This is a genomic window from Aeromonas crassostreae (assembly GCF_054052445.1).
Genome location: NZ_JBSTYM010000008.1, coordinates 105574 through 126842 on the forward strand (window position 1 = coordinate 105574; position 21269 = coordinate 126842).

17 protein-coding genes are annotated in these 21269 nt (G+C 66.3%); 6 read left to right on the top strand and 11 right to left on the bottom strand.

The features are described 5' to 3' along the window. Position 1: 1 nt before the first annotated feature. On the top strand, positions 2-952 hold the full coding sequence (gene accA / locus ACW5W4_RS08535) for an acetyl-CoA carboxylase carboxyl transferase subunit alpha (RefSeq protein ID WP_408792509.1): 951 nt from the start codon (positions 2-4) through the stop codon (positions 950-952). A 69-nt stretch (positions 953-1021) separates the two neighbouring features. On the opposite strand, the gene ACW5W4_RS08540 is transcribed toward accA, so the two are convergent. Continuing rightward, positions 1022-2419, bottom strand: a complete 1398-nt coding sequence (locus ACW5W4_RS08540) for an MATE family efflux transporter (RefSeq protein ID WP_456689077.1) — start codon at positions 2417-2419, stop codon at positions 1022-1024. A gap of 95 nt (positions 2420-2514) precedes the next feature. Then, positions 2515-3426: a LysR substrate-binding domain-containing protein gene (locus tag ACW5W4_RS08545; protein WP_456689078.1), complete on the bottom strand. Its 912-nt coding sequence runs from the start codon at positions 3424-3426 to the stop codon at positions 2515-2517. A 469-nt stretch (positions 3427-3895) separates the two neighbouring features. Here ACW5W4_RS08545 and ACW5W4_RS08550 point away from each other — a divergent pair, with 469 nt between their 5' ends. Continuing rightward, entirely contained in the window at positions 3896-5194 is a 1299-nt protein-coding gene (locus tag ACW5W4_RS08550; RefSeq protein ID WP_456689079.1) for an HAAAP family serine/threonine permease, read from the top strand. 183 nt (positions 5195-5377) lie between these two features. Here ACW5W4_RS08550 and ACW5W4_RS08555 read toward each other — a convergent pair whose 3' ends face one another. Then, the gene (locus tag ACW5W4_RS08555; protein WP_041993430.1) at positions 5378-5803 is read right to left on the bottom strand and encodes an Lrp/AsnC family transcriptional regulator; all 426 of its coding nucleotides are present in this window, start codon (positions 5801-5803) and stop codon (positions 5378-5380) included. Between the two features lie 160 nt (positions 5804-5963). On the opposite strand from ACW5W4_RS08555, the gene yjeH reads away from it, so the two are divergent. Further along, positions 5964-7247 carry an L-methionine/branched-chain amino acid transporter gene (gene yjeH / locus ACW5W4_RS08560; RefSeq protein ID WP_456689080.1) on the top strand — a complete coding sequence of 428 codons (1284 nt, stop codon included), beginning with the start codon at positions 5964-5966 and terminating at the stop codon, positions 7245-7247. A gap of 67 nt (positions 7248-7314) precedes the next feature. Here yjeH and ACW5W4_RS08565 read toward each other — a convergent pair whose 3' ends face one another. Both ACW5W4_RS08565 and ACW5W4_RS08570 read right to left on the bottom strand, forming a co-directional pair. Continuing rightward, positions 7315-7752, bottom strand: a complete 438-nt coding sequence (locus ACW5W4_RS08565) for a PliI family lysozyme inhibitor of I-type lysozyme (RefSeq protein WP_456689081.1) — start codon at positions 7750-7752, stop codon at positions 7315-7317. 82 nt (positions 7753-7834) lie between these two features. Next, a complete protein-coding gene (locus ACW5W4_RS08570; RefSeq protein ID WP_456689082.1) occupies positions 7835-9868 on the bottom strand; it encodes a M13 family metallopeptidase in 2034 nt (677 codons plus the stop codon). 130 nt (positions 9869-9998) lie between these two features. On the opposite strand from ACW5W4_RS08570, the gene tilS reads away from it, so the two are divergent. Then, on the top strand, positions 9999-11354 hold the full coding sequence (gene tilS, locus ACW5W4_RS08575; protein ID WP_456689083.1) for a tRNA lysidine(34) synthetase TilS: 1356 nt from the start codon (positions 9999-10001) through the stop codon (positions 11352-11354). A gap of 118 nt (positions 11355-11472) precedes the next feature. Here tilS and ACW5W4_RS08580 read toward each other — a convergent pair whose 3' ends face one another. Further along, the gene (locus ACW5W4_RS08580; protein WP_456689084.1) at positions 11473-12378 is read right to left on the bottom strand and encodes a GGDEF domain-containing protein; all 906 of its coding nucleotides are present in this window, start codon (positions 12376-12378) and stop codon (positions 11473-11475) included. Between the two features lie 128 nt (positions 12379-12506). Here ACW5W4_RS08580 and ACW5W4_RS08585 point away from each other — a divergent pair, with 128 nt between their 5' ends. After that, positions 12507-14459 carry a monovalent cation:proton antiporter-2 (CPA2) family protein gene (locus ACW5W4_RS08585; protein ID WP_456689085.1) on the top strand — a complete coding sequence of 651 codons (1953 nt, stop codon included), beginning with the start codon at positions 12507-12509 and terminating at the stop codon, positions 14457-14459. A 53-nt stretch (positions 14460-14512) separates the two neighbouring features. On the opposite strand, the gene ACW5W4_RS08590 is transcribed toward ACW5W4_RS08585, so the two are convergent. From ACW5W4_RS08590 to ACW5W4_RS08605, 4 genes are all read right to left on the bottom strand, one after another. Beyond that, entirely contained in the window at positions 14513-15682 is a 1170-nt protein-coding gene (locus ACW5W4_RS08590; protein ID WP_456689086.1) for a patatin-like phospholipase family protein, read from the bottom strand. 116 nt (positions 15683-15798) lie between these two features. After that, on the bottom strand, positions 15799-16656 hold the full coding sequence (locus tag ACW5W4_RS08595) for an alpha/beta fold hydrolase (RefSeq protein WP_456689087.1): 858 nt from the start codon (positions 16654-16656) through the stop codon (positions 15799-15801). A gap of 167 nt (positions 16657-16823) precedes the next feature. Continuing rightward, positions 16824-17417 (bottom strand): TetR/AcrR family transcriptional regulator, encoded by a 594-nt coding sequence (locus ACW5W4_RS08600; RefSeq protein WP_456689118.1) that lies wholly within the window; start codon positions 17415-17417, stop codon positions 16824-16826. A 192-nt stretch (positions 17418-17609) separates the two neighbouring features. Continuing rightward, positions 17610-18254 (bottom strand): response regulator, encoded by a 645-nt coding sequence (locus ACW5W4_RS08605; RefSeq protein ID WP_456689088.1) that lies wholly within the window; start codon positions 18252-18254, stop codon positions 17610-17612. 160 nt (positions 18255-18414) lie between these two features. Between ACW5W4_RS08605 and ACW5W4_RS08610 the strand changes: the two genes are divergently transcribed. Beyond that, positions 18415-19044 carry a glutathione S-transferase N-terminal domain-containing protein gene (locus ACW5W4_RS08610; RefSeq protein ID WP_456689089.1) on the top strand — a complete coding sequence of 210 codons (630 nt, stop codon included), beginning with the start codon at positions 18415-18417 and terminating at the stop codon, positions 19042-19044. A 64-nt stretch (positions 19045-19108) separates the two neighbouring features. On the opposite strand, the gene ACW5W4_RS08615 is transcribed toward ACW5W4_RS08610, so the two are convergent. Then, positions 19109-21223: an alpha-amylase gene (locus ACW5W4_RS08615; protein WP_456689090.1), complete on the bottom strand. Its 2115-nt coding sequence runs from the start codon at positions 21221-21223 to the stop codon at positions 19109-19111. Positions 21224-21269: the final 46 nt, after the last annotated feature.

The following is a 21269-nucleotide window of genomic DNA, read 5'->3' on the forward strand; positions in this document are numbered from 1 at the left end:
TATGAGTCTTTTTCTGGATTTTGAACAGCCGATTGCCGAGTTGCAGGCGCAGATCGATGAACTCCGCCATGTGAGTGAGCACAACAGTGCCGTCGATCTCAATGAGGACATTCGTCGGCTGGAGAAGAAAAACGAAGAGCTGACCAAGAAGATCTTCGGCGATCTGGGTGCCTGGCAGGTGTCCCAGATGGCGCGTCATCCTCAGCGTCCCTACACCTTCGACTACATCGAGCAGATCTTCACCGACTTCGACGAACTGGCCGGCGATCGCGCCTACGCCGATGACAAGGCCATCGTCGGCGGCATCGCCCGTCTGGACGGCGAGCCCGTGATGATCATCGGTCACCAGAAGGGTCGCGAGACCAAGGAGAAGATCAAGCGCAACTTCGGCATGCCGCGCCCGGAAGGGTACCGCAAGGCCTTGCGCCTGATGGAGATGGCCGAGCGCTTCAAGATGCCGATCATCACCTTCATCGACACCCCGGGTGCCTACCCCGGCGTGGGAGCCGAGGAGCGCGGCCAGTCCGAGGCCATCGCCCGCAACCTGAAAGTCATGGCCGGTCTGACCGTGCCCGTGGTCTGCACCGTGATCGGTGAAGGCGGCTCCGGCGGCGCGCTCGCCATCGGCGTCGGCGATCGGGTCAACATGCTGCAGTACTCCACCTACTCCGTCATCTCGCCGGAAGGGTGCGCCTCCATCCTGTGGAAGAGCGCCGACAAGGCGCCGGTGGCTGCCGATGCCATGGGCATCACCGCCCAGCGCCTGAAGGAGCTCAAACTCATCGACAGCATCGTCGAGGAGCCCCTCGGCGGCGCTCACCGCGATGTGCCCCTGATGGCCGAGCGCCTCAAGGCCCGCATCAAGCAGGATCTGGACGCCCTGCGCCCCCTGGACAGCGAGCAACTGCTGGAGCAGCGCTACCAGCGCCTGCTGGGCTACGGCTACTGCTAAGCCCTCGCCGCCAATGAAGAGTCCCCGCATGCGGGGACTTTTTTTATGGGCGGCGCAGGGTGACGAGGATCAGGGGGCGCTCGCCTCCCTGCGCCAGCGGGAGAGGGCGGAGCGATGAGCCACTTCTGGGCTCAGGGCCCGCCATTCGCGCCACAGCAGCCAGCACAGCGGCGGGGTCAGCAGCAGCACGGTCGCGGGCTGGGCCAGCAGCACGCCGTCCCGGCCCCACCAGAGCGGCAGCCAGAAGATGAGGGGCAGCAGCAGCAGCGTCTTGGCCACCGAGATGAGCAGGGCCTGGCGGGTGCGGGTCATGGATTGCAGCAGCACTATGCCAAACATGATGATCCCCTCCAGGGGAATGGCTCCTAGGTTCAGGGTCAGGCTGCGAACGGCGGCGGCGAGCAGCTCGTCATCCTGGCTGCCGGTGTAGAGCATGGCCACAGGTTGCGGCAGCAGCTGGACCAGCAGCCAGACCGCCATCCCGTAGAGCAGCGCCACTTTGAGCCCCATGGCCATCAGGAAGCTGAGATCCCGATGGCGCCCGGCCCCCGCCGCCTGGCTGATGAGGGGCTGGATGCCAAACGCCAGCCCCTGCAGGATCACGATGAACACCGCCTCGGTGTAACCGGCCACGGTAAAGCCCGCCAGATCCTTGACCGAGCCGTACACCATCAGCTGGAGGTTGTGCAGCAGCAGCAGCATCCCCAGGTTGAACTGGGCAATGAGGCTCGGCAGGCCGCTGAACAGCAGCCCGGGCATGAGTCGCACTCTGGGCAGGAGCAGCTGCCAGCCAAGGCGCAGCCTGGCGTGGCGGGTGAAGAAGTAGCCCAGTCCCAGCAGGCTCACCACCCCTTCCGAGATGAGGGTAGCCTGGGCCGTGCCCACCAGCCCCAGCCCCAGGCGCCCGATCATGATGTAGTTGAGAAGGATGTTGAGGAGGGCGCCGGCGCTCACCAGCACCATGGCGAGGCGGGGGCGGCTGTCGTTGCGCAGCAGATAGGGCACCGCCAGGTTGCTGGCCAGCAGCAGGGTGCCGCCGCCAATCCAGCCGAGGTAGTCGCTGGCCTGGCGCCAGGTGTCGCTGCCCTGCTGGATACCCAGCGCCAGCAGGATCTCGGTGTGCCAGTGGTGCAGCAACAGCGGCGCCACCGTACCCAGCAATCCCAGCAGCCAGAGTCCGTTGACCAGGGCCTGGCGGGCCAATCCCGGCTGCCTGGCCCCTTGCTGGAAGGAGATGGCGGTGGCCGTGCCCATGCTGACCATGGCGGCGAGGCCGATCAGCACCATGATGACCGGATAGACCAGGTTGATCCCGGCCAGACCCGAGGCCCCCACGTAGTGGCCGACGAAGATGCCATCGATCAGGTAGTAGGCCCCGGAGACCAGCATGGCCATGATGGAGGGGAGGGCATGGCGCCAGAAACGGCGGGTCATGGCCCGTTGACGCAGGCGGACATGGGCGGACATAGGGATGCTCTCGCGGCAATCATCGAACAGACAGTCTAGATTGATCGCTTTTCTTTGATAATCCGGTTTTTATTTAATGAATTGCTGAGTAAATCTCAGTAATTGGCCGCCTGACGGGCCTTGAGCAGGTCGATCAGGGCGCGCAGCCCCCTGCTCAGCTGATGGCGGCTGGGATAGAAGAGGTGGAAACCGGCGAAGGTGGGGCTCCAGGGGGTCAGCACGGCCAGCAGCCGACCCGCCGTCAGGGAGGCGCTCACCTCCTCCTCCAGACAGTAGGCCAGCCCCAGACCCGCCTCGGCCGCCCCCAGATAGAGGGCGGGGGAGCTGGTGGTCAGCGGCCCGCTCACCTCTATCTCCAGCAGGCTTCCCTCCGCCCCGGCAAAGGCCCAGCGGTAGTGGTGGGAGGGGGTCAGCCGGTAGCCGATGCAGGCATGGCGCGCCAGATCCCTGGGGTGTTGCGGCGTGCCGTGCTCGGCCAGATAGGCGGGGGAGCCCACCACCAGGTAGCGCTGGGGCGGCCCTATGGGCACGGCGATCATCTCCTTGGGCAGCAGGTCGCCATAGAAGATGGCGGCGTCATAACCATCCTCGATGAGGCGCGGCATCTGCTCCTGCTCCACCACCTCCACCTGCATGCGCGGATAGCGCGCCAGATAGTCGATGAGCACAGGGGTCAGCAGCTCGTCGATGGCGCTGCGGGGGGCACTGATCTTGAGGCGCCCCACAGGTTCGTCGCCGTGACGGGTCAGCTCCGCCAGGGCCTCCTCCAGGGTGGTGAGGGTGGGCAGCAACCCCTCGAGCAGCCGTTGACCCGCCTCGGTGGGCACCACGGCCCGGGTGCTGCGGTTGAGCAGGCGTATCCCCAACCGGGTCTCCAGCCCCTTGAGGCTGTGGCTGAGGGCGGAGGCCGAGACCCCGAGTTCGAGGGCGGCCTTGCTGAAACTCTGGTGGCGGGCGACGGCGGCAAACACCGCCAGCTCGGCGAGATCGGTGCGGGTGATGGCCATGTTGATCCAGCGAAAAATGGGGAGAACAGGGTACGCCAGGGCAGGGCGGCGCACAATCGGGCGCACCAACCCGAGCATGCAAACACCTTGTTAACGCCCGGCGGCCATGGCCGCCGGGGCGGCCTTCGGTTTACCCCGGGTTTACAACCTTGGGGCAAGAGTGTGAACTAGGGCGCCGGAAATACGATTTGGGTCAAACTTTTGTTGAATCTTTAAAATTTACCTATTGTTTGGCCGGGTGTTTAATTTACAGTGACCCCATAGACATGGCAGGGGTTAACGGGATGTGAATGACCCGGGCGGCCGATGAGCGCTGACCCTTCTGCATGCCCCCGCCGTTGCCAGCATGTTGCCGCGACAGGCCCGGGATGCGGGCAGGATCCAGGAGGGAGACAGGGTTCCAGGGAGTCGGAACGAGGTGGCGTATGCCGTGTGCCAGATTTCGATTGTCAAACTACAGGAAAGACCCATGTCCGAGATGAATATTGCAGTAGAGGCCGGCCTGCCACGTCAGGGGGCGCGCACCAGCAGCATGAGCAGGGCCGATCTGGTGTGGATGCTGGGACTCTATGGCACCGCCATCGGTGCCGGCACCCTGTTTCTGCCCATCAATGCCGGTGTGGGCGGTCTCTGGCCACTGCTGGCCATGACAGTGCTGGCCCTGCCGCTCACCTTCTTCGCCCACCGTGGCCTCAACCGCTTCGTCCTCTCCGGCTCGACCCGGGAGGGGGACATCACAGAGGTGGTCGAGGAGCATTTCGGCAAGGCGGCGGGCAAGCTCATCACCCTGCTCTACTTCTTCGCCATCTACCCTATTTTGCTGATGTATGCGGTGGCCATCACCAACACGGTGGAGAGCCTGATGGTGCACCAGCTGGGCATGACACCGCCGCCGCGGGCCCTGCTGGCCCTGGGGCTGATCCTCGCCCTGATGGCCGTGGTGCGCCTGGGTGGCCACTTCATCGTCAAGGCGATGAGCGTGCTGGTCTTCCCCTTCGTCATCGCCCTGATGGGGCTGGCCCTCTATCTGGTGCCCCACTGGAACGGCGCCATCATCAGCGAGGCGCCGCCCCTGGCCGAGGCCTTTGGCGGTGACTTCATCAAGACGCTCTGGCTGGCGATCCCGGTGATGGTGTTCTCCTTCAACCACTCCCCCATCATCTCCTCCTTCGCGGTGGACAACAAGCGGCGCTACGGGGAGCGGGCGGATGGCAAGTGCAACCGCATCCTGCTCGGCAGCCACATCATGATGGTGGTCAGCGTGCTCTTCTTCGTGTTCAGCTGCGTGCTGGCTCTCTCCCCCGCCGACTTGCTGGCGGCCAAGGCGCAGAACCTCTCCATCCTCTCCTACCTGGCGAATCACTTCGACAACCCGGTGATCGCCACCCTGGCGCCGCTGATTGCCATGGTCGCCATCAGCAAGTCCTTCCTCGGTCACTATCTGGGGGCGAAGGAGGGGTTCAACGGCCTGATGGTCAAGACCCTGCGCGAGCGCGGCAAGCGACTGGACGTGGCCCAGCTCGATCGCATCACCGCCCTGTTCATGATCCTGACCACCTGGGCCGTGGCCACCCTCAACCCCAGCATTCTGGGCATGATTGAATCCTTGGGCGGCCCCATCATCGCCATGCTGCTGTTCCTGATGCCCATGTACGCCATCCGCAAGGTGCCCGCCATGGCCAGGTTTGCCGGTCAGCCGAGCAACCTGTTCGTCACCCTGATAGGGGGGCTGGCCATGACGGGGATCCTCTACTCCCTGCTGTTCTGAGCGTCGGCTCGGATAGCACAACGCCGCCTTCGGGCGGCTTTGTGCATATGGGGAGTCTGACTGCGGGATCCGGGGTTGGTGGGTACGCTCCACCCGCTCGCTTAGGCTACGGGGGTTGGCTTAGCGGGGACGATCCACCCGCTCGCTCACAAGGGAGTGGGTATTGACCATGGCGAGCCGGGCTTAGCGGGTACGATCCACTAGCTCACTGAGGATGGTGTGGGTCTTGATCATGGTGAGCTGGGGCAGGGCCTCCAGCTGCTGGCGGATGGCTTCGAGCCGCGCCATGCCGGCCACCCTCACCTGCACCAGCATGTCGGTATCGCCGCTGATGCTGTAGCACAGGCGCACCTCGGGGATCTGGCCGATGAGGGCGCCGTACTGTTCGCAGCGGGGCGTGCGAAAGCAGAGTTCGAAGAAGGCGCTGATCTGTCCCTCTGGCTCGGCCAGCACGGCGCGATAACCCAGGATGATGCCCCGCTCTTCCAGGCGTTTGAGCCGCTCGCTCACCGCCGAGCGGGACAGGGCCACCGCCTCGGCCAGCTTGCTGATGCTGAGGCGGCCATCCTGCTGCAGCAGGGCCACCATCTTCTCGTCGTATCTGTCCACCTTGCCTCTTTGTTGCCTCTGTTGGGTGCGCCCGATCCGCTGCCGACGAAATGGCGGCGACAACCGTCACTTCGCCGTCGCCAAGGGGCGGCTTGATGGCTTATCAGCCGCGCCGATTTGGCCTAACATGGTGGGCGATTCTCACATCGGACAAGGGATTATGTCGAGTTTAAAGAAAGATTTGGGTCTGTGGCAGGGGATGGGATTGCTGGCGACCTCCCTGCTGGGCACCGGAATATTCGTGGTGCCGGCCGCCGCCGCCTCCCTGGCAGGGGACGCCTCCCTCTGGGCCTGGGGGCTGCTCATCGTGCTGGTGCTGCCCATCGCCTTCACCTTCGCCAGGCTGGGGCGTCGTTATCCTCACGCGGGGGGGGCGCCTCATCTCATCGGCAAGGCGTTCGGGGAAGGGGCCGAGCGCTACTCGGCGTTCCTCTTTCTGGCGGTGCTGCCGGTGGGACTGCCCGCCGCCCTCACCATAGCGGCGGGATTCTGGCACGCCCTGTTCGAGCTCGGCGAGCTGACCCTGTGGGCCATCCAGCTGCTGACCCTGCTCGGTGTCTTCCTGCTGGGGCTGAGGGGGGCGCGCTCCTCGGGCAACCTGCAACTGCTGATCGCCCTGGCCATTGTGGGGCTGACCCTGCTCATCGCCATCAAGGGGGAGATCCGCTGGCAGGATGCGGCGATGCCCCTGCCCACCCCGGGAGAGTGGCCCGCCATGGCCACGGCCCTGGCGGTGATGTTCTGGTGCTTCGTCGGCCTGGAGGCCTTCGCCCACATGGGGGAGGAGTTCAAAAACCCGGAGCGGGACTACCCCCTGGCCCTGCTCGGCGGCGTCTTGCTGGCCGGGCTCATCTACTGGGTTCACTCCCTGGTGGTGCTGAAATACGGTCTCTACGGGGACGAGGCGACCAATGCCACCGCCATCCCGACCCTGCTCTCCCTGTTGTTCGGCCCCACCGCCAAGTGGCTGGTGGCCATCCTGGGTTACCTCTCCTGCTTCGCCAGCATCAACATCTATCTGCAAGGCTTTGCGCGGCTCATCTGGAGCATGGCTCGCGAGGGCAAGCTGCCCGCCTCCCTGGCCACTCTGTCGGCCCGGGGGGCGCCGGTGCGGGCCCTCGGCTGGGTGATCGCCGTCTGCGTCCTCTCCATCACCCTGATCCTCTACTGGACCCTGCCCCTGGATACCCTGATCCGCTATGCCAACGGCAACTTCGTGCTGGTCTATCTGCTCTGCATGGCGGCGGGCTGGCGCCTGCTGACGGGGGGCTGCAAGTGGCTGGCGGGGGTGAGTACCCTGCTCTGTCTGGGGATCATGGTGGCCCTGGCGGCCGAGGGGATCTATGCCCTGCTGCTGACCCTGGGCTATGGCCTCTTCGTCTGGTGGCGGCGCCGTGGCCGACGGGGGGCGTCTCGGGGTCCCGCGATCGAGGTGTCAAAGTAGGGAGCCTCACCCTCTTCAACCCAGCCGAGGCCGGGTTGAAGGGGGCGTCTCTTCATGGCAGCTCCGGTCAGTCTGCCGGGGTGCGCAGTGCCTCTATCACGTCCTCGCCGGGGGCCAGCCCCTCCACGTGGTTGACGCTCTCCAGCCCCTTCTGGGGCAAGATGATGAAGGCGTCGGCGCTCAGGTAGCTGCCGCTGCCGGCGCTCTCGACGATGACGATGAGCTCGGGCTGCCTGTCGCCATCGAGATCCTGCAGCTTGAGGGCCTTGATGCTGCCGTCTCGCGGCATCACCTTGCCGTCGATGAACTGATCCAGGGGAAACTCGGGGTTGGCCCCCGTGTAGAGGCGCACGTCGTAGCTGCCGGTGGAGGCGGGCTCGCCGCGTCCCTCGCCGACGGTGATCACCTGGCCCGTGGGCAGGGTCAGTTGCTGGAAGAAACCGTCCGCCGCCTGGGTCGTCAGGGGCAGGCCGAGCAGGCCGAGCGTAATGAGCAAGACTTTCATGGAGATAACCCTTGTTGCTGCTTGTGTGTCTGTGACGGGCAGGGGGCCGCTGGTCGGCCGCCCCCTGCCCGAGCGCCGGTGATCACCAGATCTTGACCCGCTTGGCCGGGGCCAGATAGAGCTTGTCCTGGGGATCGATGTTGAATGCCTCGTAGAAGGCGGGGATGTTCGGCACCACCCCATTGACCCTGTATTCGGGCGGGGAGTGGGGATCCGAGGCGAGCAGCATCTGCATCAGCTCGGGGCGATACTTGCCCTTCCACACCTGGGCCCAGCCGAGGAAGAAACGCTGCTCCCCGGTGAAACCATCCAGCACAGGTGCCTCCTTGCCGGCCAGGGAGATCTCGTAGGCCTTGTGGGCTATGGTGAGGCCGCCGAGATCGCCAATGTTCTCCCCCAGGGTGAACTGGCCGTTGACGAACTGGCCGTCGATGGGCTCGAAGCGGTTGTACTGGGCCACCAGCCGGCTGGTGCGAAAGCGAAACTCCTTGAGATCCTGCGCCGTCCACCAGTCGCGCAGCACGCCGTCGCCGTCGGATTTGGCCCCCTGATCATCGAAGCCGTGTCCCATCTCGTGGCCGATCACCCCGCCGATGGCGCCGTAGTTGACCGCATCGTCCGCCGCCATGTCGAAGAAGGGGGGTTGCAGTATGGCGGCCGGGAAGACGATCTCGTTGTTGCTCGGGTTGTAGTAGGCGTTCACCGTCTGGGGCGACATGTACCAGAGATCCTTGTCGACCGGGGTGCCGAGGCGAGCCAGGCTCTCCTGGTATTCGAAGGCGCGGGCCCGCATCAGGTTGCCCACCAGATCATCGGGCTCGACCCGGATGCCGCCGTAGTCCCGCCACCTGTCCGGGTAGCCTATCTTGGGCCTGAACTTGGCGAGCTTCTCCCTGGCCTGGCGCTTGGTGTCCGGCGACATCCAGTCCAGCTCCTCGATGCTCTGGCCATAGGCGGTGCGCAGGTTCTCCACCAGCTGCTCCATGCGGGCCTTGGCCTCGGGGGGGAAGTATTGCGCCACGTAGCGCTTGCCGACCGCCTCCCCCAGGTGGGCATCGAGCACCGCCAGGGCCCGCTCCCAGGGGGCGCGCTGCTTGGGGGTGCCGCTCAGGGTGGTGCCGAAGAAGGCGAAGTTGGCCCGGTCGGTCTCGCCGTCGAGGTAGGGGGCATAGTCGCTGATGAGCTGCCACTTGAGGTAGCTGCGCCACTGGGTGGCCGGGGTCTGGGCCATCAGCTGGTCCAGGGCCTGGAGGTAGCCGGGCTGCCCCAGGATCAGCTGGCGCTGATGGGCGATCCCCGCCTCGGCGAGATAGCTCTGCCAGTCGATATGGGGGGCGAGGCGGCCGAGCTCGTCCATGGCCAGCTTGTTGTAGCTCTTCTCCCTGTCCCGCAGCGCCACCTTGTCCCACTGGATGCGGGCGATGGCGGTCTCCAGCGCCACAATCTGCGCGGCCTTGGCCTTGGTATCGTCCTCGCCGGCCCGGCCCAGCATGGTGGCGATGTGCTGCTGGTACTGCCGGCGCAGGTTCACGCTGGCCGCATCTGTCTTGAGGTAGTAGTCCCTGTCCGGCAGGCCGAGGCCGGACTGGCCTAGATGGACGATGTACTGGCTCGGCGCCTTGGCATCCGGCCCTATCCAGAAGCCGAAGGGGGCATTGCCGCCGACCTTGCCGGCGCGGGCCAGGGCGCGGGCCAGGCTCTGGCTGTCGCTCACCCCATCCAGCTCGGCGAGCAGGGGACGCAGCGGGCTCATGCCCCTGGCATCCCGGGTCGCCTGATCCAGATAGCTGGCGTAAAAATCGCGGATCTGCTGATCTTCCGAGCCCTGGGGCGCATCCTTGGGCAGGGCTTCTATCAGGGTGCGCACGTCCGCCAGGGACTTGTCGCGCAGGGTGTAGAAGGCGCCGTCGGCGGGCCTGTCGTCGGGGATCCGGGCGCTGGCGAGCCAGCGGCCGTTGGCATAACGGAAGAAATCGTCGCCCGGCTTGACGCCGGTATCCATGTTGGCCAGCGTCAGCCCTGAGCGAGCCTGACTCTGACGGTCTCCCTGGCTGCAACCAGCAGCCAGCAGTGCCAGGGTGATGAGCCCGGCCAGTATGCTTTTCTTGTTGTGCATTCTTATGGTTCCAATTCGGGTCATTTGCTTCCTTGCTCAAGGGGCGAGCAGGCGATTTCACTCTAACAGCCGGGGTACAGCTTGATAAGCCCGCATCTGCTAAGATGGCTCGTCCATCCTGGGGAAGCCTATGATTTCTCGACTCTATTCACGTTTCTGTCAGACCCTGCCGACGCCAACAAGTTCCAGCGCCCTGCTGGTGGCGTACAGTGGCGGCCTGGATTCCACCCTGCTGCTGCTGCTGGCCGAGCGTTACGCCCGGGAGCATCGACTGCCCCTGGGCGCCCTGCATGTGCACCATGGTCTGAGTCCTCACGCCGACGAGTGGGCCGAGCGCTGCGCCGCCTTCTGTCAGCAGCTGGGGGTGGCGTTGCAGGTGGAGCGGGTGGCGCTGGCGCGAGGCAATGGCGAGAGTCTCGAGGCCCAGGCCCGCAGCGCGCGCTACGCCAGGCTGGGGGCGGCCCTGCCCCCCGGCGGCTGGCTGCTCACCGCCCACCATCAGGACGATCAGCTGGAGACCCTGTTGCTGGCCCTCAAGCGTGGCGCCGGCCCCCGGGGCCTGGCCGGGATACTGCCGAGCCAGCCCTTCGCCGACGGGCTCTTGCTGCGCCCCCTGCTGGCGGAGCCCCGTCAGGTGCTGGCCGAGGCGGTGGGGGAGGCCGGGGTGAGCTGGGTCGAGGATGAGAGCAACCAGGATGTGAGTTACGATCGCAACTTCCTGCGCCAGCAGGTGATCCCTGGGCTCAAGGCGCGCTGGCCCGCCATCGCAGAGACGGCGGCCCGTAGCATGGCCCTGTGCGCCGAGCAGGAGGCGCTCCTCGCCGAGCTGGCCGAGGGGGATTGGCAACGGGCGGGGGCCGGGGAGGCGCTGCGCATCGCCCCGCTCCATGAGCTGAGTCCGGCCAGGCGCAACAACCTGCTGCGCCACTGGATCCGGCGCCAGGGGGGGGAGATGCCGGCCCGGGATCAGCTGGCCCGGCTCTGGGACGAGCTGGTGCTGGCCCGCCCCGATGCCAACCCCCAGCTCAACTGGGGGCGGGTGAGCTGCCGCCGCCATCAGGGATTGCTCCATCTGGTACGCCAGGATCTCGCCCCCCTGAGCGCTCAGATCCCCCTCACCCCGGGGGTGAGGGCGACCCTGCCGGAGGATCTGGGCACCCTGGGCCTGATCCTAAGCGACGAGGGGCCCCTGCGGCTGCCCCGAGCCGATGAACCCCTCTCCCTGCGCTTCGCGGTGGCGCCGGGCCAGACCTTGAGGCCCCTGGGACGGGGCGGGAGCCGCCGCCTCAAGAAGCTGTGGCAGGAGTACGGCATCCCCTCCTGGCAGCGGGGCCGCGTGCCCATCCTCTTCTATGGGGAGCAGCCGGCCGCCGTGCCGGGTCTGTTCATCTGCGAGGGATTCGCCCGCACGGGCCCGCAGGGGCTGGCCTGGCTGCGGCAGGGCCCGCCCGCCAGCCCAAAGGAGGGGGACGGCCCCTTGCCATGAAAACACCGAGGCGGCCAATGGCCGCCTCGCTGTTTTGCTGTGTTCATGCCGCCATGCCAGTGGCGGCTTGGGTCAGGCCGTTTTGTCCGCTTGCTTGCGGGCACCAGGGCTGTCAGTCTCAGGCCGTTCCGTCCGCCTTCTTGCGGGCGTAGAGGTGGCTGTCGGCCGTCTCGTACAGGGTGTAGACATCCATGCCGGGTTGCCAGCAGGCGGCCCCCAGGGTGCAACCGACCGAGAAGCTGGCCAGCTCCTGATGGCTGCGCAGCATCTGTTGCAGCCGCAGCCAGACCGGGCGCCAGGCCTCGGGTTCGGCGGGTTGCAGCAACAGGGCAAATTCGTCGCCGCCGAGGCGAAACGCCTGATCCGTGGCGCGAATGCTCTGCCCCAGCAGCTGGGCGAAGCGGCTGAGCACCAGATCGCCCACCGGGTGACCCCAGGTGTCGTTGATCTGCTTGAATCTGTCGAGATCCAGCAGCACCAGCACCAGGCCATGGGGGTCCCGGCTGTGCTGCTCCACGGCGCGGCCGAGGGCCTCGTCGAAGTAGGCGCGGTTGCCGAGGCCAGTCAGGTGATCGAGGCGCACCTGCTGCTCCAGATTGGCCAGGCGCAGGTAGAGGGGCAGGGCCAACTGCAGCTGGCGATGGCAGCTCTGCAACTCGGCGATCTGCCCCTCGCTCGGAGCCTGGGTCAGCTGGTAGTGGAGCTGGCCAAGGCAGAGGCCGTGACTGTCCTTGAGGGGGAACTGGTGGCTGTGCAGGCTGACCTGTTCCTGGGGCAGACACTGGATCAGGCTGTGGTGAACCGGCCCCTCGAGGCAGAGACTGTGAATGCGGACAACCCTTGCCGCCGTGCGGGCAAAGATTGCCAGCAGCTTGCTCAGGGTCTGCTGGCCGAGCAGGCGCTCGAGCAGGCCGTTGCCCGGCTGCTTGAGGGCGGGCGCCTGGTGATCCAGCTGGCGGATCCACTGGGTTGCATCGAAGCCGACCGCGGCGTTTGCCCCTCTCCAAGATGTTGAATTATCCACTCTCTTTCCTCACCTAGCGGCCCTCTGGCCCACCCTTCGCAGTCGAAATGCAAAAGCTGTGCCCAAAATATGTTCTATGGGGCCAACTCAGGCTGGCTAGACTTAAGTCGATAAAAATGGAGGAAAAATTGTATACGGAATTCTTGATCCTGCTCTGTGCCGCCGTCGTGCTGGTGGCGGTTTTCCGGCGCCTGGGACTGCCGGTGATCCTCGCCTACCTGATCGCCGGCGTGTTGCTGGGCCCCCACGGCCTGGTGCTGGTGAAGGAGCAGGCCATGATGCACACCCTGGGGGAGCTGGGGGTGGTCTTCCTGATGTTCTCCCTCGGCCTCGAGTTCTCCCTCTCCAAGCTCATCGCCATGCGCAGCCTGGTGGTCGGGGTGGGGGGCCTGCAGGTGGTGCTGACCACGGCGCTGTTCTGCTGGCTGGGCTGGCTGTGGGGGCTGACCCTGCCCCAGGCCCTGGTGGTGGCCGGCACCCTCAGCCTCTCCTCGACCGCCGTGGTGATCAAGCAGCTGGGGGAGCAGAAGCAGCTCCATACCCGGCGGGCCCAGCTGGGGGTCAGCGTCCTGCTGTTTCAGGATCTCGCCGTGGTGCCCCTGCTGGTGATGATCCCCATACTGGCCGAACCCGAGGCCCAGGGAGAAGCCCTGCTGGCGGCCCTCTCCTGGGCCTCCTTCAAGGGGATCCTGGCCCTGCTCGGCCTGCTGGCGGTGGGCAAGTGGCTGCTGCCCTCCCTGTTTCACGAGGTGGCCCGGGCCCGCTCCGACGAGCTGTTTGTCCTGAGCGCCCTGCTGGTGGCCCTGCTCGCCGCCTCCCTGACCCAATGGATGGGGCTCTCCATGGCCCTGGGGGCCTTCCTGGCGGGCATGATGCTGGGCGAGTCCCACTACCGCCACCAGCTGGAGGTGGACATCAAGCCGTTTCGCGACGTGCTGATGGGGCTCTTCTTCGTCACCATCGGCATGGCCATGGACTGGCTGCTGGTGGTGCGCCATGGGGGGCAGCTGATGGGCTTCGTCCTGCTGCTGATGCTGCTCAAGTCCCTGCTGGTGCTGCTGGCGGGGCGCCTGATGGGGGAGCGCAAGCGCGACGCCCTGGCGGCGGGCATCATGCTCAGCCAGGTCGGGGAGTTTGGCTTCGTGCTGCTGGCCCTGGCCCACCAATACGGCATGCTGGGCCAGCGTCTCGTCTCCCTGCTGATCGGGGTCGGGGTCGTCTCCATCGCCCTCACCCCCTGGCTGGTGGGACGCTCCCGGGAGCTGGCGCGCTGGCTGAGTCGCTCCCCCTTGCTCGGGGAATCGGAACTGGCCCAATCCGGTCTTGGCAAGAGCGGCCACGTCATCATCGCCGGCTTCGGCCGGGCCGGCCAGACCTGCGCCCGTTTCCTCAAGCTGGAGGGGATCCCCTTCCTGGCCCTGGATCTGGATCCCGAGCGGGTGGGCGAGGCCAAGCTGGCGGGGGAGCAGGTGGCCTTCGGCGACGCCAGCCGGCGCGACATTCTGCTGGCGGCCGGCCTGACCCGGGCCAGGCTGGTGATCATCACCTTCGACGATGCCAAGCGGATCGACGCCATGCTCGCCCTCATCCCCCAGCTGGTCGCGGGGGTCAAGGTGCTGGTGCGTACCCGGGACGACCGCCTGCTCGAGCAGTACAAGCAGGCGGGGGCCCATGAGGTGGTGCCCGAATCCCAGGAGGGGACCCTGATGCTGGTCTCCCACCTGCTGCGCCACTGCGAGGTGCCCATAGGCCGGGTGATCCGGCGCATGGAGCAGGAGCGCTCCAGCCAGTATCCCTTCCTGCACGGTTTCTACTGGGGCGAGCAGAGCGCCCAGGGACTGGAGCGGGACCATGGCCTGGAGCGGCTGCATCCGGTGCGACTCAGCGACCAGGCCTGGGCCATCGGGCGCCGGGTCCACGAGCTGGCCCTGGGAGCGGTGCACATCAAGGAGCTGCACCGGGCGGGGGAGGTGCTGGAGGCCAGAGGGGATCTACGGCTGGAGGCGGAGGATACGCTGGTGCTCTTTGGCACCAATGCCGCCATAGAGCAGGCCGAGCAGCGGTTGCTGGAAGGAGGGTGAGGCCTGCCAAGGCCGTCATAGCGTAGGCCGAAGCGGCTGCCGGGACGGTCAGGCTAGCGGCTGGGGCTGGCCTGGCGCGGCTGGGGCTGGGTCAGCGGGCCCTGGATGTCGAGGAAGCGGGCCACTCTCTCCCTGTCGTCCAGGGTGTCCTGATAGCCGAGGGCGATCAGCTTCTGGCAGTAACCGGGCACGAACATCAGGAAGCTGGCCAGGCTGCTGGCCTCATCCCCCTTGACCCCGAGGATCCGCAGCAGGCGCCGCATCTTGGTCGGCAACTGCGGCAGGAAGGGCAGCGCCAGCAGATCGAGATCCTGGCTCGGCTGCAGCAGGCAGGCTTCCACCTCCTTGAGCTTGAGCCTGGCCCTGTCCCGCTCCGGGATGAGCGACAGGGTGAGGTTGATGCGCCCGAGCCGCTCCAGATCCGAGTTGAGGGTATCGGTGAACACAGTCTCCAGCAGGTGGCTGGCGATGTGGGAGCTGGTCAGCCGCTCCCGGAACTGGCCCTGGCCGGGCTCGGGGGGCGAGGCCAGGGCGATGGCGAGGATCCGCTCCGCCCCCAGGTGGATGGCCGGGCTGAGGGGGCTGAGCTGGTGGATGGAGCCATCCCCGTAGAACTTGTCGCCGATGCGGGTGGCGGGGAACACGAAGGGGAGGGCGCTGGAGGCGAGCAGGTGATCCGAGGTGATCAGGGTGCGGATGCCGCGCCTGCGCTCCCGCTGCCAGGGCTGGTGCTGGGAGCGCCCCTGGAAGAAGGTGGTGCTGAGCCCGTCCCCGTAGTCCGATGCCGTGATGGCCAGGGCCTCCAGGCTGCCGTAGAGGATGTTGTCATCGATGCGGTGATAGTCGATGAGCTGCTCGAGCAGCTTGCGCAGGGGGCCGTTGTCGAACAGGTTGAAGGCGCGGTTCGGGTCCGGGTGGATCAGGCCGGCCGAGCCTTCGTAGAGCAGGCGCCAAAGCAGGCGCCCCGGGTGAAAATCGAAGATGTGGTGCGTCTCGAAGCGGCGCCAGACCCACTCCAGCTTGCGCACCCCGAGCTGAAAGCAGGAGGCGTGGCAGGCGAGGGAGGTGGCGTTGAGGGCGCCGGCCGAGGTGCCGCACAGTATGGGAAAGGGGATCCCCTGGTTGCGGGGGTAGAGTTCGGCAATGGCCTTGAGGGCGCCAACCTGGTAGGCGGCGCGTGCGCCACCGCCGGTTAACAGCAGTGCTGTATTGGGTCTGGCCATAGGGATGCGCCTTATGGTGAGTGCAAGGGCGGTTGCCACCGCGCCACTTAACTATAAGAGCTTGTATCCCGGATAAAAATGGGCCGCGATCTCATTTTTCACGGCCCGTTGGCGACTCAGGCCGAGGGGGCTGACTGACTCAGCTGCGCGAAGGCGGCAAACAGGGCCGGGCTCGCCAGGATGCGGCCATGTCCCAGCCCCTGGGTGGAGATGAGGCGGGTGCGGCCGTTCTGGCTGGCACGCAATGAGTCTTGGTAGGGGGCGAACCTGTCCGCCTCGTCATGGACGATGAGGGCCGGGCCGCTGCGCCTGGCCAGGGCGGCCAGGGGATCCACCTCGCTCAGGGGGTGCTGGTACTCCTGCTCTATCTCCTTGACCACGGCATCGAACAGCCGCATCGAGTAACCGGAGCGCGCCACCATGGCGTAGAGCTGGGGCACATAATCGATGACGGGGGCGACCAGCAGCAGGGGGCAGCGCTCCAGGCTGGGATGACGGCTGGAGAGGGCGACGGCGCCCCCCATGCTGTGGGCCATGACCCCATGGATGGGGCCGACCCGCTCGATCAGCTCATCCAGTGCCCGCACGAAGCGGGGCAGGTGGCCCGTGCTGCCCTCGCTGTTGCCATGGGCGGGGTGGTCGTAGGCGATGGCGGTGAAGCCCCGGGCCGCGACCTGCTCCATCAGCGGGAACAGCTGGCTGGCGCTGCCGGACCAGCCGTGCATCAGCAGCCAGACCGGGCCCTGGCCGAGCCGGTAGCTCATCAGCTGACCCTCGCCGGTGTGGACGGCCTGGCGGACGAGCCCCTCGGGCGTGGCCTCATCCCGCTGATTGCGCTGGGGGGTCAGCAGCAGCCGGCTGGCGGTGCGCCTGGCGTGGCGCGGGGCCAGGCCGTGGTGCAGCCGGGTACCTATGCCCAGCAGCCACTTGCTCGGGCTGAATCGGCGGGTATTGAAGTAGATCTTGCTGCTCATGGATCAATCCTGTGGCGGCACGGGGCGACGCGGGTCATCAACCTTGCGAACGGTCGTGCTTTTTTGTTGGTTTTAAAAAACAGCCTGGTCGGCGCTAAAAAGCGACCCGGCCGACCTTGCCTGGGAGAGCGGGTCAGGGCGCCCTCTTCCTGGCGCCTCTGTCGGCCTCAGGCCGAGTGCGCGCGCCAGCTGGCCAGCAGCGCCGCCACCTCGGGCCAGAAATGCTGCCCGGCATCCTGGCACAGCCCCAGGGCACCGAACACCTGATCCCCCAGATAGAGGCCATAGAGGCGGTAGACGGCGCGCCAGGGATCCAGATCCCCGCGCCACTCTCCCTTCGCCTGGCCCTGCACCACCTGGCGGGCCAGGTAGTCGAGCCAGAAGCGTACCAGCTGGCGCGCCGCCTGCTGCACCGCCCCCTCCTGGGCCGAAGTCCAGGCATCGAGGAACATGCAGCGGCCGGCGAAACTCTGGTTCCAGGCGAGCCAGGCCTGCAGCAGGGCCGTCAGCTTCTCGCCCTGGCTGGGATACTGCTGCCGGCGCACCGGCTGGATCACCCGATCCCGGAACACCTCGGCGGCATGCTCGAGCACGGCGATCTGCAGGTTGTCGCGGGAGTGGAAGTGGGCGAACAGGCCGCTCTTGGACATGTCGCAGGCACTGGCCAGGGAGCCTATGGTCAGGCTCTCCAGCCCCTGGATGCTCGCCTGCTCGAAGCCCTGGTTCAGAATGTACTCCCGGGTCAACTGGCCCTTGCTCATCACATCCCCTCTCTGGTCCGGCTGGCCAGCATAGAGGACGATCGTGCTATTTGTCGAGCAAGAAACCGTGGGATGGCCGGGTTGGCGTGATGGCTCAGTCGTCCTTGCTATCCATCTGCTGGAGCGCAATGACCGCCTGGGTGCGATGCTTTGCGCCGAGCTTGCGGCATATCACGGTGAGGCCGTGATGGCTCAGTCGTCCTTGATATCCATCTGCTGGAGCGCAATGACCGCCTGGGTACGATTCTTGACCCCGAGTTTGCGAAAGATCGCCGTGATATGGGCTTTGATGGTGGCCTCGGAGACGTTGAGCTCCCAGGCGATCTGCTTGTTGAGGCTGCCGTCCCGCAGCATCACCAGCACCTTGTACTGCTGGGGGGTGAGGCTGGCGAGCTTGCTGGCCAAGTCGGGGCCATCCTCGCACTCGGGCTGGAGCGAGATCCCCTCCGGCAGCCAGGTATCCCCGGCGATGACGGCGTTGAGGGCCGTCACCAGCTGCTGGAGGGGGGAGGACTTGGGGATGAAGCCGAGGGCGCCGAGTCGCAGCACCTGGGCAATGATGGCGGGATCCTCCGAGGCCGAGACCACGACGATGGGCAGGTCCGGATACTGGCCGCGCAGGTGAACCAGCCCCTCAAAGCCGTTGGCGCCCGGCATCTTGAGATCGAGCAGCAGCAGATCGACCTCGGCATGGGCCCCCAGCAACTGGGCCAGGCTGTCGATGGAGTCCGCTTCCAGCAGCTGGGCATCGCTGATGGCCATGTGCACGGCCTGATAGAGGGCGCCCCGAAACAGGGGGTGGTCATCTGCGATGACGATGGTAAATTGGCTGTCCATGGCTCGATGTTAACTATTTGTTTTGGAACACCAAACTAGCACCGCCGCCCATGAGGGTCAAACCCGTGGCGCGACAATTGTGATGGCTGGCCGGGATAGATTGCAACCTTGTCAATAGCCGCTGCCGGCCGCCGATGGCACAGGGATAGAGGAGAAGCAGATGGACGAGATGGTATTGACGGTGGGCACCGGCTCGACCTGGGCGATGCGAGCCGCCCTGGTGGTGGGGCTCAGCGGACTGGCGTGGCGCGAGCGGGCCTTCGATCTGGCGGACGCCGCCGACATGCACCGCCTCAAGCAGCAGGCCCCGGCCGGGCTGGTGCCCTGGCTGGACCATGGGGCGGTGCGAGTGCATGACTCCCTGGCCATCGCCGAATACTTGCATGAGCTCTGCCCCGAGCGCCACTTGTATCCGCCTAATCGGGCCGAGCGCGCCCTGGCCCGCAGCCTGTGCGCCGAGCTGCATGCCGGGTTTGGCCAGACGCGCGCCCTGCTGCCCTTCTTCCTCGGTGCCCCCAGGGTGCAGGAGCCGCCCCTGGCGGCGCTGCCCGAACTGGCCAGGCTGCAGGTGCTCTGGTCCCAGGCGGGGGCGGGGTTCTACTTCGGCGCCCCCGGCATAGTGGATGCTTTCTATGCCGTCATGGCGCAGCGGCTGTTCAATTACGGCATCTGGTTGCCGGGGGCGGCGGGCGCCTATCAGCGCCACCTGCTGGCCTGGCCCCTGTGGCAGGAGACCCTGACCCGCGCCACCGACCAGTGGCCCGCGCTGGCCGCCCAGCCCCAGGGCTGATCCTGATCAGGGGGAAACGCGAGAGGGGAGCCATGGGCTCCCCTCTTTCTTGCTGGCTTGGCCGCTACTGCTGGCGGCCGGCGAAGACCACCACCACCTTGTCATCCCCCTTCTCCCGCACGAAGGCGTAGGGGGCATCTTCAATCTTCTTGTGGCTGCCCGCGGCGATGGCCGGGTGGGCGGCGCGAAACTGGCCGAGTCGTTGCCAGTGTTTGACCAGCTCGGCCTTTTCGCCGCTCCCCAGCTCCTGCCAGTTCATGTCCGAGCGTACGCTCTGATCGAACACGCCGCCATCCTTGGCCAGCCCCCGGCCGGACTCGTCGCCGTAGTAGAGCTGGATGCCCCCCGGCAGCAGCATGAAGCTGCTCGCCACCCGCCGTTGCAGCGGCACATCCTGATAGTCGCCGAAGAACAGCTTGGTGTCGTGGGAGCTGATGTAGCTCAGCACGTTGAACTCGGGATCCTGGTTGATGCGGCTGGCGTAGCCGGCATAGGTGGGATCGCTGCCTGCCATGCACTGGGCCTGGGGCAGGGCGAACTCGCGCTGATAGTCGAAGTTGATCAGGGAATCGAAGCCGTTCTGATACCAGAAATCCTTGGCGACCCCGTGATCCCACACCTCGCCCACCAGGTAGAAGGGCAGATCGTCGAGGGCCTTGTCCGGGTTGGCGGCCTTCCACTCCTTGAGCGCCGCCGTGCCCGCCTGCTTGAGCCTGGCCCAGACTTCGGGCTCCAGGTGTTTGACGGTGTCGGCCCGAAAGCCGTCGATGCCAAAGCGGCGCACCCAGTCGGTGTGCCAGGCGATGAGGTAATCGCTGACGCTTGCATTGGGCAGCGCCCTGGCCCGGGTGTCTTTTTTCGCCGCCAGCAGGGGCGGCAGGCCCACCGGTTTGGCTGATTCGGTGAGAAAATCCGGTAGCCCCGCCACCGAGCCGGTGACGTCGTCTGCGCCGGGTTGGGGGTAGCCGGGCAGACCGGCGCGCACCCAGTCAGGGCCCCACCATTTGTTGCTCCAATCGCTCGATTGATAGTCGATGAACTGGTTGTAGCCATGCCAGTTGAGGCCGCCGCTCGGGCGCCATTCGTTCCATCGGCTCGGCAGCTTGCCGGTGTTCTGGGTCAGATCGGTGAGCCCCAGATCCTGCAAGTCGGCCAGGGTGGCGTAACCTGCGTGGTTCATCACCACATCCAGGATGATGCGCATGCCGCGCCTGTGGGCCTCGTCCACCAGGGTTTTCAGGCTCTCCTCGTCGCCATAGTTGGGATCGATCCTGGTGAAGTCCAGTGCCCAGTAGCCGTGGTAGGCGTAGAAGGGGAAGTTGCCCTGTTCGCCACCGCCGATGAAGCCGTGCACCTGCTCCACCATGGGGGTGATCCAGATGGCGTTGATGCCGAGGGACTTGATGTAGTCGAGCTTATCGGTCAGCCCCTTGAAGTCGCCGCCGTGCCAGGTGGCCACTTCGTCCTGGCCATCCTTCTGGCGGCCGAAGCTGTGATCGTTGCTGGGGTCGCCGTTGTGGAAGCGGTCGGTCAGGAGGAAATAGACGCTCGCCTGATCCCAGCTGAAGGGGACCGGTTTGGCGGCCTTGACCGGTTCGAGCAGCAGCAGGCCGCCGCTCTCCTTGCTCGGCGTCAGGGTGAGCTTGCCCCCCTTGACCACGGCCTCCTGCCCAGAGTAGGCGTCCCGCAGCCGGGTGCCGTCGGGCCAGACCTCTTTCAGGGATACGGTAACCGGGCCGCCATCCCAGCTGATGCAGGGCTCTGCCGGGGGCTGGCGCTTGAACTCGATCTTTTTGGTCGCCCGCAGCACCTTGAGGCTGGGGGTATCGGGGTTGAAGCTGAACTCGTAGTCCCCGGCCAGGACGACTCGCAGGGTGAAACTTGTCCCCTTGGCGCACTTGTCCATGGGCTGGGCGGTGCCAAAGGGGAGGGGCCTCGCCTCGGTGGGCCCGAAGCTGGTGCCGCAGCTGTTGCCCGCATCGCTGATGCGGATCTGGTGGCTGCCCTTGGCCAGGGGGTGGGTCAGGGTGACCATGCCCTTGTCCAGCGCCACGGCGTCGCCGACCGGCTTGTCGTCCACATGGAGACGGACCTCGGGGGCGGCCAACGCCTGATGGGGGAGCAGCGGACCGGCCAGCAGGGCGAGCCACAGGGGGGAGAAGCGGGGAGAGGGGCGCATATGCCATTCCTTGAGCAGAGCAGTTCGGATAAGCGCCCATTCTAGG

Bases quoted from the DNA above. Each gene is read 5' to 3' on its own strand.
- ACW5W4_RS08615 (WP_456689090.1), bottom strand. From the start codon at position 21,223: ATGCGCCCCTCTCCCCGCTTCTCCCCCCTGTGGCTCGCCCTGCTGGCC.
- ACW5W4_RS08565 (WP_456689081.1), bottom strand. From the start codon at position 7,752: ATGAAAGTCTTGCTCATTACGCTCGGCCTGCTCGGCCTGCCCCTGACG.
- tilS (WP_456689083.1), top strand. From the start codon at position 9,999: ATGATTTCTCGACTCTATTCACGTTTCTGTCAGACCCTGCCGACGCCA.
- ACW5W4_RS08595 (WP_456689087.1), bottom strand. From the start codon at position 16,656: ATGAGCAGCAAGATCTACTTCAATACCCGCCGATTCAGCCCGAGCAAG.
- ACW5W4_RS08605 (WP_456689088.1), bottom strand. From the start codon at position 18,254: ATGGACAGCCAATTTACCATCGTCATCGCAGATGACCACCCCCTGTTT.
- ACW5W4_RS08550 (WP_456689079.1), top strand. From the start codon at position 3,896: ATGTCCGAGATGAATATTGCAGTAGAGGCCGGCCTGCCACGTCAGGGG.
- ACW5W4_RS08590 (WP_456689086.1), bottom strand. From the start codon at position 15,682: ATGGCCAGACCCAATACAGCACTGCTGTTAACCGGCGGTGGCGCACGC.
- ACW5W4_RS08540 (WP_456689077.1), bottom strand. From the start codon at position 2,419: ATGTCCGCCCATGTCCGCCTGCGTCAACGGGCCATGACCCGCCGTTTC.
- ACW5W4_RS08610 (WP_456689089.1), top strand. From the start codon at position 18,415: ATGGACGAGATGGTATTGACGGTGGGCACCGGCTCGACCTGGGCGATG.
- accA (WP_408792509.1), top strand. From the start codon at position 2: ATGAGTCTTTTTCTGGATTTTGAACAGCCGATTGCCGAGTTGCAGGCG.
- yjeH (WP_456689080.1), top strand. From the start codon at position 5,964: ATGTCGAGTTTAAAGAAAGATTTGGGTCTGTGGCAGGGGATGGGATTG.
- ACW5W4_RS08600 (WP_456689118.1), bottom strand. From the start codon at position 17,417: ATGAGCAAGGGCCAGTTGACCCGGGAGTACATTCTGAACCAGGGCTTC.
- ACW5W4_RS08570 (WP_456689082.1), bottom strand. From the start codon at position 9,868: ATGCACAACAAGAAAAGCATACTGGCCGGGCTCATCACCCTGGCACTG.
- ACW5W4_RS08545 (WP_456689078.1), bottom strand. From the start codon at position 3,426: ATGGCCATCACCCGCACCGATCTCGCCGAGCTGGCGGTGTTTGCCGCC.